Source organism: bacterium (assembly GCA_035505375.1).
Lineage (GTDB): Bacteria > Hydrothermota > Tepidihabitantia > Tepidihabitantales > Tepidihabitantaceae > UBA2258.
On the sequence record DATJQV010000024.1, the window covers coordinates 102,766 to 121,834 of the forward strand.

Sequence of the window (19,069 nt, forward strand, 5' to 3'; positions counted from 1 at the left end):
GCTGATTCACAGGCGGCAGGACTGATGTCGGAAGGAGGTAGTCCGCTGGCTGCGAACTGGGAACCGATGCCGAGTCGCCCCGACCGTCGATCTTCAATCAACAATCCAGAATCTACAATCTTGAATGTGACGCGGCGGGTGTTCGGCCAATCTAGAATCTGCAATCCAGAATCTAAATGCCTTGTGCGGGCGTGTTAAGTCGGCGAGATGGACTGCCGACAGCTCACGGCTGACGGCCTTCGGGCTGCGGTGTACGGTTCACGGTATGCGGAAATGTGATGCGGCGGTGGCGGACCAGACTGCCGAAATGGGATGACTGACGCTGGTTCTTTCTGTGCGAGCGGCTAGATCGCCACTCTCGGATAGAACCATGCGCTGAGAACTGATATGAGCAGCGACACCAGGGCAAGTATGCCGATGTCGGAGCCAACTCCCCGGGTGCCGCCGTAAAACATCAGCGTCCGCAATCCGTCGACCATGTAGCTCAACGGGTTCACGGTTGCCGCCACGCGCAGCCAGGTCGGCATGATTGCTATCGGGTAAATCGCGTTCGAGGCAAAGAACAGCGGCAAAGTGATCACCTGACCGATGCCCATGAATCGCTCCCGGGTCTTCACAATCGAGGCGATAATCATGGAGAGGCCGGCGAAGAAGCTCGCGCCGAGCATCACCAGGATGATTACCCCGAGGATGGACACGGGGGTGATGCGCAGCCGGATGCCGAGGATGAGGGTGAAGAGGAATACCACCAGCGCCTGGCTGAGGCCCCTGAGCCCGGCGGATATCATCTTACCCCAGACCAGGGCGAGGCGCGGCGTCGGCGTGACCAGGAGTTTCTGCAACGTGCCGGTGTCGCGGTCCATTATGATGTACAGACCGTAGAAGATGGCAACGAACACGACGGACTGGGTCAGAATGCCGGGCGCGATGAACTGGAGATAGGTCAATCCCGGCGTCGGTATCGCTCGAGTCTTGCTCAGCGCCTCGCCGAAGATACCCAGCCACAGAATCGGCTGGATGGCACGGGAGATGAGCTCGGTGGGGTCATGGATGAGCTTCCGAGCTTCCATCTCGGCGAGCACGTAAGCCTTGTTGAATCCCCGAACAAGGTTGGTGAACATCGACATAGCTGGCCTAGCGGAGCCGCCGCTGGGTCTGCCTCACCCGGCGGACTTCCCGGAGGTTCCCTGACTCCTGCAGCTTGTTGCCGGTGATGAAGACGAAGGCCTCCTCGAGCGTCGCATCGGGTTTCCCGGTCCTGGCTTTCAATTCTGCGGCCGTACCCAGCGCGGCGATCTTCCCCCGGTTCATCACCACCAGGCGGTCGCTGACCTCATCCGCCTCCTCCATATTGTGGGTGGAGAAGAAGACCGTGGTGCCGAACCGCTCCCGCAGTTCAAACAGGTGCTCCCAGACGTCCTGTCGTGCCACTGGGTCGAGCCCGGTTGTCGGCTCGTCCAGCAAGAGAACCTTGGGGTGGTGAAGCATGGCCTGTCCAACCTCCATCTTGCGAATCATGCCGCCCGAAAACGTGCGCACCAGCGCGTCGGTATGCTCCTCCAGCTTCAGAAACGCGAGCATTTCCCGCACGCGTTCCTTCCGCTCGGCCCGGGGAATGTCGTAGAGCCGCGCCATCAGCATCAGGTTCTCGTAGGCGGTGAGGGTGCCGTCGACCGATATCATCTGCGGCACGTAGCCGATGGCCCTCCGGACCGCCGAAGCCCGGTGGACGATATCGTGCCCGTCGATCGATGCCGTGCCGCTCGTCGGAGCGATGAGCGTGATGAGCATCTTGATGGTGGTTGACTTCCCGGCGCCGTTCGGGCCCAGGAATCCGAAGACCTCTCCACTCGAGACATCGAAGGACAAATGGTCGACGGCAGTGAACTTCTTGAACCGCTTGGTCAGATTCTCGGCGTGAATGATGTTCATAGAACCGGGCAGACTAGAAGCATTATACCACGCCTATCAGCCGGTTCAACCCGCCGGGGCAGCCCCAGAACCGAGATAGAACCTGCCACAGAGGCCGCTACCAGACCCGAGGTAACCGCAGATGTCGCAGATGACACAGATTGACGATTCAGGTAGAGCAGAATTCAGAAACCAGAGACCAGAATGCAGAGTTGCGGACACCAAAAGGAGTAGCTGCAGATGACGCAGATTGAGGATTCAGATTGCGTCGATACCCTTGTAGTCAGCAGCGCTATGTTCTGCTTGCTCTAACCTGAAGCTGCTGGGAATCTTCTGTCCGGAGATGCGGTCAAAAAGTCAAACCTAAAAGGAGGGATAGATGGTTCGAAGTCTGCGATATGCGGCCCTGGCGGTGTTGCTCGTCGCAGGTATGGCATTCGGTCAGGGCAAGGCCGCCTTGAAGGGTGGATACCTGGGCGACCTCAGGTTTGACACGAAGTACGGTTTCCATAGTCAGTTGGAGGGTTCCACTGGCAGCAATTCGGATTTCCGCTTCGGCCTTTCGCCCAGGCTGGACTACTTCGTCAAAGACGGCCTGGGAGTCGGCGGCGGGTTCCGCTTCGACTACTCTTCCACTACCTACAAGCAAACCGAGTTGTCCATCGGCCCGCAGGTGGACTACTACTTCACTCAGTGGGAACGCCCGCGCTCGATGTCCGGTTGTCTTGCTTACCTCGGACCGGGCGATTGCATCCCGCATGTCGGGTTCTCGGCCCAGCTCCTGGCTGACCGGACTGACTACGGTCCAACCTACGGGCCGACTACTGACTATGGCTGGAGCACGCGGTTCGAAGTCGGTGTGGCTCCGATAATCGGGGAACGGGTGAGCTTTCCGTTGGATCTCGGCTTCGGGATCCAGAACGCGAAACCTCAGCTTTCCACCCTACGACAGACCCAGTATTGCTTCGACGTGTGTACCGGGTGCGGAGTGTTTCTCTACAAGTAGGCCGGCAGCGGCCTGATTACTGCTAAATTCCGTGCGACCTTGCGCGCGGATGAGCCGGACGGCTGGACCGGCGCTGGTTCGCGGGCGGGGCTGGACGGCCGACGGCTAACGGCGCACGGCTGACGGCTAGGTCAGATATCGGGGTTCGGCGACTGCAAACTGCAAACTGGTAACTGGTCACTTGCGCCTACGGCGCGGCTACCCGCGAGTCTGATAAATGTTTTCCCGAGAAGAACACCCCTCGGCCGGGCACGTGCGGTCAATCTGCAATCGACAATCTAGAATCTGAAATGCCTTGGGCGGGCGTGTCAAATGCGCGGGCGGGACGTCCCGAAACAGGGGGACTGTCTGATTCATGCTATCTGGAATCTACATTGGCCTTGATGGCCTGTCGGAAGCTGCTAGCTGTCGGCTGTGAGCGGAGGGCTCATTCCGGATGGGCGGGCGGAATCTGCCAAGATGTCCCGAAGCTTCCCGCAATAGGGTGCCTGTCCTGACGGATCAGGAGTTAATTAATGTGTCCCCGTTTCTCCCCGCGCGCCACCAAGTCAAGTGGCGGGTGTCCGGCCAATCTAGAATCTGCAATCTAAAATCCAGGACGCCCTCGGGGGCGTGTCAAATGGGCGCACGGAATTGAATGGGACGAACCAAGACGTCCGAGAATAGGGTGGCTGTACCTGATTCGGTCCGCTTGACTTCCCTCCCGGCCCGGCTATGTTCTTGACGATAGAGGAGGAAGAATGCCGGTAACGTATGAGCAGTTCAAGAACGCATTCATCGCCGCAGCCGATCGCTACAGGCTAGGCGATGCCGTGAGAGAGAACTGGGTATGGCTGGAGAGTGACCGAAAGGACAGAGACCGGGTCACGCAGTTGCCCCCTCGCGGGCAAGTGACCACCGATGACCTCACGCGCAGTTCGCAGAGAGTCCTGTTCGATGTCGCCGACGCGCTCGGGTTGGACGTGACCTGGGAGTGTCCGCCAGGGCATGATAGTACGCAGAAGCTCGACGCTGCCCTATTCGGCAGGGCAAGCAGACTGCCGGAGGTTGCATGGGAACACGCCAACCTAATCAAGAATGGCCCAGGCGACGCGAGGAAGCTACTGCTATACCCCGTCCCGTTGAGGGTGCTAGCTACGTACCCGACACCCGAAGAACCCAATAGCCTCAGCCAGCTTGTCGGAGAGTGCAACCACATCGTGCCCCACCAACCGAAGAGCAGCTTCCTCATCATCCTCGGTATGCCGGACGGCACGTGGCAGTTCCGCAGCCGTCAGCCCTCCGGATTCGAGGAGGCACGGTAGCGCGGCACTGTAACGGAACGCCCCTTGTGAGGACACCCAGGCTACAGCGGAGAACCCGTACTCAACCCAGACAGCCCGAAGCGCGTTCCTCTCTCCGCCTGCGCGTCTAACGCAGATGCCCAATCCAATACCATGACCGCACTAGAATCTGCCTCCCGGCGCCGAAACCAGAAAGGAGACAGCGCAACATGAACGGCCAGCTAGTGCCCTCCGATGAGCTTCTCGGTCGCCTCCTCGGAGTCGTGAGCTACAGGTTCAAGACGTTCACGCAGCCGCATGCCAATCGTGACTGGACCGCACTGCTAGAGTGCCACCTCGCACACGTGGCCTCAGAACTCGGCTTACAGACCGCCGACTACCTTGTGCGGGAACCTAGGCAGAATTGTGTCCAGAGACACGGACTCCAGTTGCGGCGTGACAACTGCACGGTGGCGGCCATCGCTTGGGAATGGAAGTCGAGCAACGAATACCCAGACCTGTTGCCTTTGAGGCATCTCCTCCGGAGCGATGCTGAACTGAAAGTGTTTCTGACTGACACACTTGTCGGGGAGGGCGCCGTACGGGCTGCTGAATTGGGTGAAGTCCTCGCGAGGCACGGTGTCAATCCGAAAGACCGCAGCGTGCTAGCGGTCGTGTTTGCGGGTGCCGGGAAGAACGCACTTGGCCGACTCGCGAGCGTGACCGTGGTTGGCCAGCCGGACCTAGTTCGGTGGATTCCCAAGAGGAGAGCCTGTTTCGATTGTGGCCTTGGGCACTAGGCGTGGATACGACGCAGCAAGTGCAGGGAGGAATCATGCAAAAGGTACTGGCCGTGATAGGGGTGGTTGCAGTCGGAATCGTCGTTGGGCAGTGGCTACCCGACCAGCGACTGACTACGGATACTACCGCCTCAATAACGTCTCTGTCCAACAACGCCAGGAACGTGGCGGCTCAGGGGGACACGGTGCATGTCACATGGCTTGACGGGCCAGGCGGAAGTGAGCAAGTCTGGTACAAACGCTCGGTGGATGCGGGTGCCACGTGGACCGCTGATACGCAACTCACCAACTCGCCTGCTAGGCCGGACGTCCCGTCGATTTCCGCCGCGGGTGCGACCGTCTGCGTTGTTTGGAGTGACATCCGCAATGGGCACGACGCAGATGTCTACTTCAAGTGTTCGACCAATGGTGGCGCGACCTGGGGTAGTGAGGTTAGGTTGACCTCGGATACAGCAGACCAGGAGTACGCCTCAGTTTCCGCATCTGGAAGCTCCGTGCACGTCGTGTGGACGGACACTCGCCTTGTGAAGTATCAGGTTTACTACCGGCATTCGACCGATAGAGGTGTCACTTGGAGCAATGAAGTAATGTTGCCGAGTGATACGGCTGGTGCCGAGAATGCCACTGTGGTAGCGTCTGGATCCAGCGTCCACGTCTTCTGGAAGGACTACCGGAGCGGCAGCTACGAGGTATACTACAAGCGTTCAATCGACGGTGGGACGACGTGGGATGCCGACCGTTGCTTGGTGTCGTCGCCGACACTAGGCGCGTATCCGACTGCTGCAGTATCGGGCAGTAACGTGCACGTGGTGTGGCTGGATTTTCCCGGGAACTACGAAATCTACCACAAAGGATCGACCGATGGCGGCACAACGTGGAGCGCCGACCACAGGGTCTCCAATAACGACTCGGTGTCGTGGTCTCCGTCGGTAGGTGCCGCGGGCTCGACGTGCCACGTCACTTGGTATGATGGGCGACAGGGAGACCTCGGTCTGTACTACCGTAAGTCCACGGACGCCGGTGGGTCGTGGGGCCCCGAGACAAGGCTGACGACGTGCCACTCCATGTACCCTTTCCCGGTGTTTCATGTGGCGGCCTCTAGATCAGCAGCGCACGTTGTGTGGTATGATAACCGGGATGGCAACGATGAGATCTACTACAAGCGGAACGTCACAGGCGCGGGTCTCTCCGAGGGGTCAACGATCAGCGTGCCTGGTCGCCCCGGCCATGCCCTGACCATTACACCAAACCCAAGTCGCGGCAGTCTCGTCGTACTGAGGTGCGACATGGAGCACGGCGTCCCATTGAGGATCCGACTCATCGACGTACTTGGACGCTCGCTGATTGAGCGACCGGCGACGCCTACGAGAGCCGACGAGGTCAGCCTTGACATCGGTCACCTGGCGGCTGGAGTGTACGTGGTTGAACTCTGCTCGGATCTCGGACACGGCGCGACCGCTCTGCTCGTTCGACACTAGCAACCCTACACTCGCGTAATCTGAGGGTAATTCCGGGGACATAATAAGCAATTCTACTTCCGTCAAGTCTGGCAGGAATCCTGTCTCCATGGAGGCTGTAGGATAGGACGGGGAGGGACGGGAGTCAAGCGGGGGAGAGCTAACAGCTCGCAGCTTACAGCTAGCGGCCTTTGCCGGTCCCGGGTTTGTCGCGGGCGAGGGCGGGCGCCGCTGCGACGACGTCGGCGTACAGGCTCTCGGGGCAGAGGTCGATGTCGCCGGGCCAGGCAACCGTGTGGCTTTCCGGGTCAATGAACACCTTCTGGAACTCCGCCGGGTCTTTCCAGACGGCAAACACACCCTTGCCCACCAGCGGGGCGAGGTCAATCTCGCCCTCGACTCCGTCCTCGAAGCGCAGGTCGAGCCGGTATTCAGGTAACGCTCGGGCAGAGATAATACGGTGCATCGTTGCTCCTACTTGAGGGGCGCGATCCGGGAAAGAGGCTCGTGCGCGACTGCCTGTTTCCAGACTCGGCGCAGCTCCTCCTTGTGCGTCGCCGCCCATTCCACAACCAGGCCTCGAACTCTCGGCGGCAGGTTGCGGGGGATTGTGGGGACACTTTACTTAACTCCAAATCCGTCAAGGCCACAGCGCGGGCGGCTGACAGCTCACCGCTCACAGGCCAAGGCAGCGACGGACCGCGTTCTCGACCTGGAGTACGGCATCGTTGGTCATCCGGCCCGCGGGTTTGTCAGGGAAGCGTTTGGGGTCAGAGTAGCGGTGAATTCGCGGTCGATCGCCTGAAGCTCCGCTCGAATGTCGCGGTCTCTGGCCATCACAGCAAGCTCGGAGTCGAGTGGCGCGGCATCGGTTTGTTCGTCCGCGGCCACCCGGGCACGCAAGCGATGCGCCAGGTCTTCGAGCAGACGCAACTGGTCTGCAGGCGAGAGCCGGTCGATGAGGGCTTCGAGCTCAGGCAGTGTGCTGGCTGACACGTTGCTCCTTTGTCACAAACTGGGAACGCCGGCCCTGGACTCCGCCTTGCGGTTGGTGCCGGGACAGGATCCGGCCTTCGTTCCTTCGAGGAGAGGATAGCAGTGCTCGTTCGCGAGTCAAGGCAGGGCGGACGGGGCTGAGTCATTCTGGATGCAGGCTTCTGGGGTAGATTCTGAGGAATGCGGACCAGACTATCAGCGCCAGACCGAGGAGCAGCAGCCACCATGGGTAGTTGGTGGGTACGTGAGCCGCGGGGTCGGCTCCGGGTGCTGCGTGAAGTCCGAGAGGGCCGTAGGTGAGGCCATGGCGGGCGACGAGCAGGCCGTGGTCGCTTAGGAAGGAGAGGAGAATTGCGGCGGGACCGATTGTCAGGGCGAGCCGGTCAATGAGGTTTGCGCGGGCGGCTCGGCCGGTCCGACCCAGATTGACGTAAGCCAGACCGAGGGCAATCATCAGCGCGGACACGAGAACCGGGGCTAGAATCGGCGCGACCCAGGGAATGGGTATCAGGAACAGGATGTCCCAGGTTAGCAGCGAGGGCGGCCAGCCGAGGATTGCCTTGAGTCCGAGGTAATAGGCAATGTCCCAGACCCCGAAAGCAAAGAGGAACCACGAGAACCGTTCAAGCCGATTCTTTCCCGCCAGCCAGGCAATGACTGCGAGCATGATGAGCGTGGCAGCTTCGCGGCCCGATTCCACGAGCAGGATTGGCTTGAGCATGGTGGTGTTCAAGAGGAAGGCAAACCCTGCCGGGTAGTATATCTGGCGCAGATAGACTACCACCGCAGCCTCGCAATAGCCCATAGCCAGGGCGAACAAGCCCAAGAGCAGAGCCCTCCTCGTGCCGGCCAAATGGGTTTCGCTCAAGGCGAACCTTGCCGATACGCGCCGCGTTCACGCATGGCACAATGATAGGCGTCTGCTGTCCGTTTGCCAAGGACAGAAACGGAAAGGAAAGGGGTCGTGGAATCGAGGATTCGAGGGGTCGAGTGGCGGGAAGGGACAGTAGAGCAACTCCAACCGAGGTCAGAAGTCAGAGACCAGAAGGGGATAGGAAAGGGATAGAGAGATCGAGGGATAGAGGGATCGAGAGCGGGGGAGGACGATAGACAAGTCAAGAGGCAAAAGCCAAAGGCCATAAGCCAAAACAGCGGAGCGGGCGAAGGCAGAGGCGAGAGGCCAGAGTGCAGAGCGAAGGCAGAAGCCAAAAGGCAAAGGCCAGAAGCCAAGACCGCGAGAAACGGCGGGAAGCAGAAAAGAACTGAGGAAATAGCGAAGGCGGAACATCGGGTCTAACTTGCCTATTCTCATTAGGTTGATGCCAGTCGCAGGACGAAAAGTCCGCATATAGGGGTCGCCCGGGGGCATGCCCTTTGAGGAGCTTTCGAGGAAGCCATGAAATGAGCTTTGAAGTGAGCTTTGAACTGAGCTTTCGGAAGAGCTTTGATGCGAGCTTTCGACGGAGCTTTGCAGCGAGCGATGTGAGAAGCAATGCGCTGAGCTTTGAGATGAGCGATGCGCGATGCGATGTAACGAGCTTTGAGTTGAGCAATGGAAGATGCTGTGAAGTACGCTTTCGAGCATGCTTTCCAAGGTACTTTCCGGCGAGCTTTGGGGCGAGCTTTCTAACGAGCTTTCGTCGCAGCATTCATCTGCGCGGAAAGGGGTCCAAGGATCAAGGAAACAAGGGGTCGGGCGGCGGATGGCGGGTAGCGGTCAGCGGACGGGAATCTGCGTCATCTGCGTAATCTGCGGTTACTCGTCCCTTCGTCCATCGTCTCTTCGTCCATCGTCAATTCTGCATTCTGGTCTCTGGTTTCTGAATTCTGCTCTATCCGAGTCCTGAATCTGCGTCATCTGCGTAATCTGCGGTTAATCCTCTCCGGCTTGGCGTTCTTGGCGGTTGTCTCCTCTGCGGTTGGCGGATAGCGGTCAGCGACCGGGTCCCGGCGCTACAGGGCTTTTTGGTAGATGCGGAAGCGTTTGGCTATCTGGCCGCCGACTCGTTCAACCTCGGCCCGCATCTTGAGGTTGGTCTCCAGTTCGTGGTGGCTGTCTATCTTCTCAAACCCGTTCGCGATTGCCGTCCGCATCATTGCCGCGCCCAGCAGCACGTCGAGTCCCCGCCCCCGGCAATCCTCGCGTATCCCGGCGAGTAGCGCGTCGAGCTGCTTTGTCTTCTTCATCGCGGCCATTATCTGCAGGATGCCGAACGGGAACAGGTGGCCTTTGCACTTGCGCAGGCCTTCGTTCATGTGCGGGATTGAGATGACGAACCCGACGACGTCTTCGCCTTTGAGTACTATCTTGACGAAGCGCGGGTCGATGACCGGCAGGTACTGCTTGGTCAGCGCGTCCATCTCGGCGTCGGTTAACGGTACATAGCCGTAGATGTTCGTATAGGTTATGTTCATCAGGCCGAAGACGCGCCGGCCAAAGGGCTTCAGTTCCTTCGACTTGGTGAACTCGACCAGCTTGAACTCGGGCTGCCGCGCCGCGCGCGCGCTGATCTTCTCGTAGAATTCCGGCAGCTTGTCCGAGAGTTTGACGATGTAGTCGACGTAGTCGACTTCCTTGGTATAGCCGGCCGCGTCCATGAACCGGACGATGTACGGGAAGTTGTGGAATGAATCCAGCGTCGGCTCGCAGTCGAAGCCCTCGAAGAGGAACCCTTGCGGGTCCTGGTCCGAGAACCCCATCGGTCCAACCAGCTTGTTCATGCCGAGTTCGCGCGCCCAGTTCTCGACGAACGCAATCAGGGCTGAGAAGACGTCCTGCTCTTCGTAGCACTCAAGGAACCCGAACCGGCCGGTACACTCATGTCGCAGCTCGTTGCATCGCCGATTGACGATGCCCATGATGCGGCCGACCACCTTGCCGTCGCGCCGCGCCAGCGCGAGCACCGCGTCGGCGTGCTGGAACGCGCGGTTCTTCTTCGGGTCGAAGAACTTCCAGTTGTCCATGTAGATGGGCGGAATCCAAAGCGGGTTGGTGCGGTTGACCCTGGCTGGCAGGTAGATGAACTCCCGCAGCTCGCGGCGGTTGCGGATTTCAGCGACTTCGAGTGCCATCGGATGTGAATGCCGGCAATTCGCGGTCAGTCCCGCAGGCGATATTCAGCGCGTCGGCCGGCAGCCGGTTGAGTGCTTCGACAATGTAGGTTCTGGTCATCTGCCCTTCGAGGGGAGACTCTAGCGACGGATGGGATGGGGGTCAAGCAGAGAGATGGCTGACGTCCAACCTCTAACGGCCAGCGGCTTCCGATTACTGAGTGCGGAAGAAGGGAGTATGGGCAACGGATAATCCAGAAGTCAGAAACCAGAATGCAGAATTCCGGGCGTGGCGGAGCAGGGAGAAAGTCAGAAGGCAGAGGCCAAAGGCTAAGAGCCAAAGCGGCAGGTTGAGAGAGAAATAGAGAGAGCGTGAGGGAGCGAGTGCGAGGAGTGGGCGGTCAGTGACAGTAGCGGGCGCGGGCGTTGGAGACCGAGATGATGTGTACTTGCCCGCAGCGAGGACCGAGCGCGAGCAAAGCCCGGTCGCCAGTTACCAGCGCGGCGGCACCGGCCGCGAGCGCGCAGTGTATGAATTTGTCATCGTCCGGGTCAGAGCAGAGGCGAGGGCCTTCCGGGACCCGGAATCGGTCGCAGTAGGGCAGGACGAACTCCGCCATGATGGCGACGGCCTCGTGTTTGCCCAGCCGGAACTTCGGGTACTCCAGCACCCGCGCGTACTCGTCGAGAATCGGTTCGCTCGCCGCGAGTCGGAATCGGCCTCCGCGCCAGGCATCGAGCAGGGCCGATGCCTCGGAGCGGAAGAGCAGCACCGACACCAGGACGTTGGTGTCGAGCACCAGCCGCGTTACTTCTTCTTCCTCGCCCACCGAACCGCCCGTGTAACCTCACCCGGTCTGATTCCTTCCTGCTCAAGCCGGTCGCGCACCCGGTCTATGTCGACGGCGGGCACGATCTGCACCGGCCGCAGGACCAGTGCATCGCACACTACCTCGGCGTCGAAGTAGTCGGTCGTCGGCAGGCGGTCGAGCAACGCCTTGGGTATGGTGAGTTGGTTCTTTGTCGTCTTCTTGGTCAACAAGTGTCTTCTCCTTACTTTCTTACAGTAAGGATAAGACGTTGGAGGCGGCGTGTCAAGCGGTGAGAACGAGAGGTGGTCCAATGGTCAAGTGGCCTGGTGCGAGGAACGGGCTACCAGGCGGTAGCTAAGTCAGGGCAGGGGACAATTCAGAATGCAGAAACCAGAGACCAGAATTCAGAATTGCGGGAAGGCGGGCGCCGGCGGGCTACCAGACGGCAGCGACGTCGGTGGAGGAGGCGCGGGGTTCGAGGGAGAGGGCGCCGGGGGCGCAGGCGGTGCGGCAGATGCCGCAACCCCAGCACTTCCTGCGGTCCACGATGACGCCGTTCTGACGCGGGGCGGCGCTGATTGCCCCGAACGGGCAGCGTTTGATGCAGCGGCGGCAGCCGGTGCAGAGTTCTTCGTTGCGGCGGATGACGTCTTCGCCTTTCCACATGATGCGGACGCCGCCCTTGAGCTGAATCTTCATCGCCATGCACCCGCTGGGCAGGTCGCAGTTGCAGATGGCCGCGATGAACGGGGTGATGAAAGTCCAAGCCGTGTGGCAAAGCCCGCGCTCTTCGGCGTTTCGCAGGTACGCCACAGCTTGGTCTTTGGTGAGTCGTTCGAACCCCTGGGAGGCCGGGCCGCCGGAATAGTCGCGAAAGCCCTCGGCGAGGAGCGTGTCGTGTTTGTTCACGGTCATCACGATGCAGCATGACTCGGCGTCGGAATGCGGCTGCATCGCGCCGCGGCAGACGCAGGGCAGGCGGGTGATGTTCGTGGCGATGTCGAAGAGGGGCGCGCACTCTTCGAGCGGGACCGGTTGGCCAAAGTGATGCTTCTGCGCCGCGACTTCGGGCTTGCGGGTGAAGTGCTTTCGAGCCGGACGCGGGACGAAGCGGAGCGCGGCGAGCCCGGCATTGGCCGTGCGCCGGTTGGCCTCGAAGTTGCGGATGAAGTCAACGATGAACCCGCGGCGGGCGAGGTCCGACTCGAGGTCCATGGCGTAGTTTTGGGCATTCGCATACCAGCGCTTGCCCTCGCCGTGCTGGGCGCAGAAGTTACACATGGAAACCTATTGTAGCGCGCAGACGGGAGTATTACCACAAAGGTAGGAGGAGGACCCGGACAAACCAGAATTCAGAAACCAGAGATCAGAATGCAGAATTGAGGCGCGGAGGGAACCAACCACAGATGGACACAGATAAACACGGATAGGACCGACGACAACCGCCAAGAGCGCCAAGACGCCAAGGAGTAAGGGGAAAGTGGAAATGGCGAAGGGCGGATTCAGAGAGTACTAACCGCAGATTACACAGATTCATGTCCTGACCGGGCCAAAGAACCCCAGGTTCCTTGGCCCCCAGAACCCGATTCGCGCGACCAGGGCACGAAGTCGCGAGGATACCGAAACCCGGACACCGCTGAAGGCCCTTGGTCATGAATGAGACTAGTTCGTGTCAGTCGTCTGGAGCAGGTTTTCATGCCTATCCGCTTGTGGCTCGGGGCTTTGGGCTTGAGGCTGGAAGACTGACACCCCCACCTAGGGGATTACCCTGCAGATAGTAGACAGGATTCAGTAGACAATAGACAGGGGGGTTATCTCCACCGCAATTCCGGGATGAACCTCCACCGGAATTCGCCGGGTTGCTTCACCGGTTCCTATCCGGTTTGCTTTCCCGGTTAGTCTACCCGTTACTCCACCGGTTCCTCTCCGGGTTGGTCGGAGCGTTGCGGCCCGGCTAACTCCGTGGGTTGCCGTCCTCGTTGCTCCCGAGTAAGCTCTGGCCGTTGCTCTCCGGTTTGCTCAGAGCTTTGCCTCCCGAGCTGTGAGCCGCTCGGTCGTCATCATCATCGACGCCCTGGGTGAAGCGACTTCGGGAGAACGAAACAACCTGGCCGGTTTCATTGCAGCGGACTGCCAGGCTTCGCACCATGCGGCGCGGGCTGTCACTGTCGTCGGACTTCCGGCCTGCGAGGGCGGCGACGGCTACTTGCCGAGCTTGCGGATACGTTCCGGACGGCGGGCCAGCAGGTAGATGAGCGCGCCAACCCAGTGTGTGAACACAATGACGAGTGCCCAGATGAGCCGGCTGTTGCCCTCGTCGGTTTCGCGGGTCAGGACTTCGACCAGCATCCACACCCAGAAGGCCAGCGCGCAGACCGAGAACAGGCCGACAAGGAAGATGAACGGCAGCAAGGCCGCTCCGCACGAGCTGGCGGCAAGCGTCGAACCGAGTGTATGCACCAGCCAGAATAACTTCCGCGGGCTGCCAGTCAAGATGCCGCACTCGGCTCGCAACTGTCTGATGCGCAGCAAGAGGCCGCTTCGGCTCGGCGCCTTCGAGCTGTCCCCGTTGCAAGCACAAGGGCCGCGGATGAACCGCGGCCCTTATCGAAGGAGGCAGATGCTAGCCGAGAATGGCTTTCAGGTCCGCATCCGGCGTGGTAATCGGCATGATGTTGAGCTTGTCCTGCAGTATCTTCACGAGGTTCGGGGTGAGGAAGGCGGGGAGGCTGGGTCCGATGCGGATGTTGGTGATGCCGAGGGAAAGGAGCGTGAGCAGGACCGCGACCGCTTTCTGTTCGTACCAGGAGAGAATGATAGAGAGGGGCAGCGAGTTGACGTCCGTGTTGAAGGCCTTGGCGAGCGCGAGGGCAATCTGGATGGCCGAATAGGAGTCATTGCACTGACCGATGTCGAGCAGGCGCGGGATGCCTTCGATGTCGCCGAACTCGAGGGTGTTGAACTTGAATTTGCCGCAGGCGAGGGTGAGGATGACCGAGTCCTTGGGCACCTTCTGGGCGAACTCGGTGTAATAGTTGCGACTGGCCTTGACGCCGTCGCAGCCGCCGATGAGGAAGAAGTGCTTTATCTTGCCGGCTTTGACGAGGTCAATCACCTTGGGCGCAACCGACATCACGGCATCGTGGCCGAAGCCGACCGTGATGTACTTCTCTTCGCCGTCTTCGGCAAAGCCCGGTGCTGCCTGCGCAGCATTGATGACCGGTGTGAAATCCTTGTCCGGGCTGATATGGGTGACGCCGGGCCAGGCAACGAGGCCGGTCGTGAAGATGCGGTCGACGTAGCTCTTGTGGGGCCGCTGGATGCAGTTGGTGGTCATCAGGATCGCGCCCGGGAACTGGGGGAACTCGGTCTGCTGGTTCTGCCAGGCAGTGCCGAAGTGGCCGACAAGGTGTTTGTACTGGTTGAGCTTGGGATAGCCGTGGCAGGGAAGCATCTCGCCGTGGGTGTAGACGTTGATGGCCTTGCCCTCGGTCTGCTTGAGGATTTCCTCAAGGTCTTTGAGGTCGTGGCCGGAAACGAGGATGGCCTTGCCTTTGACCGGGGTCATGCGCACCTTGGTTGGTGTCGGGTGGCCGTAGGCGCCAGTGTTGGCCGCGTCGAGCAGTTCGGTAGCACGGTAGTTGAGCTTGCCGGTGTTCAGGGCCTCGGTGAGCAACTGGTCGGCAGTGAATGTTCCGGAAGCGAGCAGGTCGAGGAGTCGGTGGAACTCGGCGTAGACGGCGTCGTCTTCTTTGCCGAGCACGCGCGCGTGGTCGGTGTACGCGGCCGCGCCTTTGAGCCCGAATAGAACCAGGTCGTGCAGGTCCGCGATGTCATCGCCCCATTGTTGGTGGCGGGCGAGGATGCCTTTGTCGCGGCCCTGCTCGACCAACGCCTTGATGCCTACTGCGGGGGTCCAGTCAGCCGGGCCGGTCAGTGTTTCCGGCGTCTTGCCGGCCTTATGGCAGGCGTCCTCGTACATTCGCTTTGCATTGAGGCGCATCCCCGCAGCGTGCCTGAGCAGGTTTTCGAGACGCGCCGGGTCGAAGTCGACGTTGGTGATGGTTGCGAAGAGGGCCTCGACCGTGAAGGCGTTGACCTCAGGGTGGGTCTTGCCGAGCTGCCGGGCGCGATGGGCGTACATGGCGATGCCCTTCACCGCATAGAGAAGAAGGTCCTGCAGGGTCGCGCAGGTCTCATCCTTGCCGCAGACGCCTTGGACTGTGCAGCCGGTGCCTTTGGCGGTTTGTTCGCACTGGTAGCAGAACATGCTCATTCGATAACTCCTTTGGGTTTCCTATTCATCCATGCGCGGAGGCCGGTCAGGCCTCGGTAGTTTGACCACGAGAAACTCGAGCCGGTTTCCGGTTTCGTTCCGCACCCGGTGAAAAGTCTCTTTCGGATGGGGTACAAGCGTGCCGGCTTCAGCCTGTACGCGTCCGGCATCGGACTCGATGGTCGCGGTCCCGGTAATGATGTAGAAGAGCGTGTCCACCGGCGAGGCATGGCGCACCAGCGCGTGGCCGGCCGGCAGATGGATGTGGACCACTTCGACGAGGGGAGAAGCGAAAAGGCGGTGAGCATCGAGGCCGTTCGGGTTGGGAACGACCGGCGACTCAGCGACGGTGATAGGCTTCACGCTACTTTCTTTCCGTCCACGTCGATTGTCACCTCAGCGAAGGGGATGGTCCTGCCCGAGTCGGCGATGGCCTGTTTGACCAGTTGCACGAGGCCGAAGCAGCAGGGCACGGTCATGTGGGCGACCAGCACCGACTTGGGTGAATTATGTCTGAACATCGCGGTCAGCTTCTCTCGGTAGGCGTCTGCATCGTCGAGCTTGGGGCATGCTATTATGAGGACCCGGCCTTTCACAAGGTCTTCGTGGAAGTTCGGGTGGGACGAGCCGACGCAGTCCGCTGATATCAGCAGGTCGGCGTTCTTCAGGTACGGCGCGGTAGCAGGTATCAGCGTTAGCTGAATTGGCCAGTTTCTGAGCGCAGATAGGGGTCTAGGGGTCGAGGATTCGAGGGGTCGAGTGGAGGACGGAAGTTCAGGAGAGAGGCTGCGGACGGCGGAACCGGGACAGCCGCAGGCCAGGGGCTCTTCGCTTTGACTCTTGGCTTTTGGCTCTTGGCCTTTGGCTTCTGTCCGAGGGCTTGCCATGTTGTGTTGCTTGAGGTAGGCAAGGGCTTCGTTGTAGTAGTTGCAGGCGCTGTGGTCCTTGAGGTGCTTCAGGTGCGCGGCAATCGTGTTCGGGCCGGCTTTGACGATGTTCGCCATCACCTTGGCCTCGTCGTAGGGCTCGGCGACTCGTTCCTCTACCGTCATCGCGCCTTCGGGGCAGTTGCCCACACAGGCGCCGAGCCCGTCGCAGAAGAGGTCGGATACCAGCCGCGCTTTGCCGTCAATCACTTGCAGGGCGCCTTCCGGGCAGTTGGGAATGCACTGGCCGCAGCCGGTGCACTTCTCTTCATCAACGTTGATAATCTTGCGCTTACTTCCCATTCTTGTCTCCGAATTCCTTAACCAGGTCGGTCAGACGTGTGCGTCCCAGGGTGCGTATCACGTCGCGGTTGAGCTTGCCGAAGTAGCCACTCAGCGCGCAGCCGCCTGCCTTGCACACCGGTTCGCCGAACAGGCAGGAGCGGGCCTGCATCGGCCCTTCAACTGCCTCGTAAATCTCCCTGAGCGATATCTGCCGCGGGGGACGGTTGAGCCGGTACCCGCCGGTCGGACCGCGCGTGCCGGTGACGAGGCCGGCATGCTCGAGCGCGACCATCACCTTGGCCAGGTGCGCCGTCGACGCATCAAGCCGGGCCGCAATCTCGCGGGTGCGAGTTGTGGGCTCGGACGAAGCCGCGATGACCGCCAGCGCGTGGAGGCCGAGGTTCGCCGCCTCCGTTACCCGGAAGGGGCCGGAACCGGTCGGGCGTGAGTTATTAGTCATTTCGGTATTAGAATACATAAATAGCGCCGGCTGTCAAGCTCGGCGTTGTGGGAACCGGACCGGACGTGACCGGCTCTTTGCTGAGACCCCTGAAACCGGCACGCGAGCCCGCCGCAATGGCCCAAAGATATAGAGAAGGTGAGGAAGGAAGTGCTCGCAGTTTACCTGGCGCGCATCTGTGCCTTCGTGACTGAATTGCGGGTTCGGGGGCCGTCCGGCTTGACAAGCGGGCATGATTTGAGGACGCTACGGGGTGGTTTCCGGCGATACGTGCCCGGTGCGGCGCCCGCGAGCCTTCCTCTTCCCGGTGATCGGCGCGCTGGTCGTCCTGGCCTGGTTGAACCGTTTCATCCAGGACGACGCCTTCATCTCGTTTCGCTACGCCCGGAATTTCGCGAACGGGCTGGGCCTCGTCTGGAATCCGGGTGAGCGCGTCGAGGGTTACACCAACTTCCTCTGGACCGTGCTGATGGCAATCCCACACAAACTTGGCTTGAGTCCCATCGCGTTCTGCTACGGCTTCGGCCTGGTGCTCTTCGCGTTCACGCTCTATCTCACCTACCTCGCGGCGCGGTCGGTGCTGGGTTTGGAACGACCGGCCCTGATTGCGGTCGTGCTGCTGGGCACGAATTACACCTTCAGCGCGTTCGCCACGAGCGGCATGGAGACGCAGTTGCAGGCCTGCCTCTTCGTGTTGGCGGTTCTGCTCTTTCTGCGTCTGGGTAAGGAGGGCTCGGCTGTGTCCGGAGCGGCGTTCCTGTCGGCGGTGCTGGGTCTGGCCTTGTTGACGAGGCCGGATTCCGTGCTGCTGGTTGTCGTGCTGCTGCCGATGGCGCTTCGAGTCCTGTGGCAGAAGCAAGGCCGGCGCATCGGCGGGCTTCTGGCGCTGACTCTTCCGCTCGTCGCAGTGGTGGGACCGTGGCTGGTCTGGAAGCTCGCGTTCTACGGGAATCTGCTGCCGAGTACTTTCTACGCGAAGTCTCCGACATCTGTCTCGCTGTTCAGGGGACTGTTCTATCTGGCGGCCTTTGTCGGCATCTACTTTCTCTTCCTGCTTCTGCCGTGGGCGGTGAAGGCCGGCCGGCGCTTGCTTCGGTCTCGCGAGCCGAAGCTCCTGATGCTCTCCGTCATTGTCGGGTTATGGTTCGCGTACGTCGCCGTGTTCGGCGGCGACTTCATGCAGTTCAGAATGCTGGTGCCGGTAATGCCTTTCCTCTTCATCCTGATAACCTGGGTGTTGTGTGCCGTGGTCCAGACACGCCCTCTCCGGGCAGGACTTGTGGCCGTCATCCTGGCCGGTTCAATCTTCTGCGGCGTGTTCCATGGCCGGGGCATACTTCGCCACGGGCTTGAGTCCATCCACCGCCTGGCCGAGCATCTCACGTCGGCTTCTGAGAACTGGGCCGGTATCGGGTCGGTGTTGGGGCAGTCATTCGGCAGTGACCGGAACGTGGTAATTGCCACCACCGCAGCCGGGGCGATTCCTTACTACTCAAACCTGCGGACGGTAGACATGCTCGGACTCGACGACCCCTGGATCGCCAGGCATGGTCGTTACCTCAGTTCCCGTCCAGGACACCATCGCGTCGCCACCCTCGGCTACCTCGTAGGCAGGGGCGTCAACCTGGTGATCGGTCCCCCGGCAATGGTCAACAGCGATTCTCTGGCCCGTACGATCGAGTTGGAACGGTTCATCTGGGGATTCGGACGTCAAGACACGGTGCCGGAGGATGCCCGGATGGTGGAGATTCCCATCGACCACGGGTACAGCCTTGTCGCATTGTACCTTGTCCGGTCAGAGCACGTCGACAGCGTAATTGCCCGGCG

At 60.7% G+C, this 19,069-nt stretch carries 19 protein-coding genes; 5 read left to right on the top strand and 14 right to left on the bottom strand.

What is annotated here, in order from left to right; translation table 11 throughout:
• Window positions 1-344: 344 nt before the first annotated feature.
• A complete protein-coding gene (locus tag VMH22_03890; GenBank protein HTW90828.1) occupies window positions 345-1,121 on the bottom strand; it encodes an ABC transporter permease in 777 nt (258 codons plus the stop codon).
• 13 nt (window positions 1,122-1,134) lie between these two features.
• Entirely contained in the window at window positions 1,135-1,932 is a 798-nt protein-coding gene (locus VMH22_03895) for an ATP-binding cassette domain-containing protein (GenBank protein ID HTW90829.1), read from the bottom strand.
• A gap of 358 nt (window positions 1,933-2,290) precedes the next feature.
• Here VMH22_03895 and VMH22_03900 point away from each other — a divergent pair, with 358 nt between their 5' ends.
• From VMH22_03900 to VMH22_03915, 4 genes are all read left to right on the top strand, one after another.
• Window positions 2,291-2,917 carry a hypothetical protein gene (locus VMH22_03900; protein HTW90830.1) on the top strand — a complete coding sequence of 209 codons (627 nt, stop codon included), beginning with the start codon at window positions 2,291-2,293 and terminating at the stop codon, window positions 2,915-2,917.
• Between the two features lie 740 nt (window positions 2,918-3,657).
• Window positions 3,658-4,221 carry a hypothetical protein gene (locus tag VMH22_03905; GenBank protein ID HTW90831.1) on the top strand — a complete coding sequence of 188 codons (564 nt, stop codon included), beginning with the start codon at window positions 3,658-3,660 and terminating at the stop codon, window positions 4,219-4,221.
• Window positions 4,222-4,409: 188 nt separating this feature from the next.
• Complete coding sequence (locus tag VMH22_03910; GenBank protein HTW90832.1) at window positions 4,410-4,979, top strand: hypothetical protein; 570 nt, start codon at window positions 4,410-4,412, stop codon at window positions 4,977-4,979.
• Between the two features lie 35 nt (window positions 4,980-5,014).
• Window positions 5,015-6,457 carry a hypothetical protein gene (locus VMH22_03915; GenBank protein HTW90833.1) on the top strand — a complete coding sequence of 481 codons (1,443 nt, stop codon included), beginning with the start codon at window positions 5,015-5,017 and terminating at the stop codon, window positions 6,455-6,457.
• 160 nt (window positions 6,458-6,617) lie between these two features.
• On the opposite strand, the gene VMH22_03920 is transcribed toward VMH22_03915, so the two are convergent.
• The 12 genes from VMH22_03920 to VMH22_03975 form a co-directional block, all read right to left on the bottom strand.
• Window positions 6,618-6,902 (bottom strand): DUF2442 domain-containing protein, encoded by a 285-nt coding sequence (locus VMH22_03920; GenBank protein HTW90834.1) that lies wholly within the window; start codon window positions 6,900-6,902, stop codon window positions 6,618-6,620.
• Between the two features lie 266 nt (window positions 6,903-7,168).
• Window positions 7,169-7,432: a hypothetical protein gene (locus tag VMH22_03925; protein ID HTW90835.1), complete on the bottom strand. Its 264-nt coding sequence runs from the start codon at window positions 7,430-7,432 to the stop codon at window positions 7,169-7,171.
• 142 nt (window positions 7,433-7,574) lie between these two features.
• A complete protein-coding gene (locus VMH22_03930) occupies window positions 7,575-8,258 on the bottom strand; it encodes a hypothetical protein (GenBank protein ID HTW90836.1) in 684 nt (227 codons plus the stop codon).
• Window positions 8,259-9,385: 1,127 nt separating this feature from the next.
• A complete protein-coding gene (locus tag VMH22_03935; GenBank protein ID HTW90837.1) occupies window positions 9,386-10,504 on the bottom strand; it encodes a hypothetical protein in 1,119 nt (372 codons plus the stop codon).
• Window positions 10,505-10,884: 380 nt separating this feature from the next.
• Window positions 10,885-11,313, bottom strand: a complete 429-nt coding sequence (locus tag VMH22_03940; GenBank protein ID HTW90838.1) for a putative toxin-antitoxin system toxin component, PIN family — start codon at window positions 11,311-11,313, stop codon at window positions 10,885-10,887.
• The gene (locus VMH22_03945) at window positions 11,292-11,525 is read right to left on the bottom strand and encodes an AbrB/MazE/SpoVT family DNA-binding domain-containing protein (protein ID HTW90839.1); all 234 of its coding nucleotides are present in this window, start codon (window positions 11,523-11,525) and stop codon (window positions 11,292-11,294) included. The genes VMH22_03940 and VMH22_03945 overlap by 22 nt, the downstream gene beginning before the upstream one ends.
• 205 nt (window positions 11,526-11,730) lie before the next feature.
• Complete coding sequence (locus VMH22_03950) at window positions 11,731-12,576, bottom strand: 4Fe-4S dicluster domain-containing protein (protein HTW90840.1); 846 nt, start codon at window positions 12,574-12,576, stop codon at window positions 11,731-11,733.
• A gap of 921 nt (window positions 12,577-13,497) precedes the next feature.
• Window positions 13,498-13,755 (bottom strand): PLD nuclease N-terminal domain-containing protein, encoded by a 258-nt coding sequence (locus tag VMH22_03955; protein HTW90841.1) that lies wholly within the window; start codon window positions 13,753-13,755, stop codon window positions 13,498-13,500.
• A gap of 163 nt (window positions 13,756-13,918) precedes the next feature.
• On the bottom strand, window positions 13,919-15,565 hold the full coding sequence (gene hcp / locus VMH22_03960) for a hydroxylamine reductase (GenBank protein HTW90842.1): 1,647 nt from the start codon (window positions 15,563-15,565) through the stop codon (window positions 13,919-13,921).
• Between the two features lie 27 nt (window positions 15,566-15,592).
• Window positions 15,593-15,934 (bottom strand): cupin domain-containing protein, encoded by a 342-nt coding sequence (locus VMH22_03965; protein ID HTW90843.1) that lies wholly within the window; start codon window positions 15,932-15,934, stop codon window positions 15,593-15,595.
• The gene (locus VMH22_03970; protein HTW90844.1) at window positions 15,931-16,800 is read right to left on the bottom strand and encodes a 4Fe-4S binding protein; all 870 of its coding nucleotides are present in this window, start codon (window positions 16,798-16,800) and stop codon (window positions 15,931-15,933) included. Before VMH22_03970 ends, VMH22_03965 begins: the two co-directional genes overlap by 4 nt.
• On the bottom strand, window positions 16,790-17,242 hold the full coding sequence (locus VMH22_03975; GenBank protein HTW90845.1) for an Rrf2 family transcriptional regulator: 453 nt from the start codon (window positions 17,240-17,242) through the stop codon (window positions 16,790-16,792). Before VMH22_03975 ends, VMH22_03970 begins: the two co-directional genes overlap by 11 nt.
• A 253-nt stretch (window positions 17,243-17,495) precedes the next feature.
• Here VMH22_03975 and VMH22_03980 point away from each other — a divergent pair.
• Window positions 17,496-19,069: hypothetical protein (locus VMH22_03980; protein HTW90846.1), on the top strand; the 1,574-nt coding region annotated here is incomplete at its 3' end.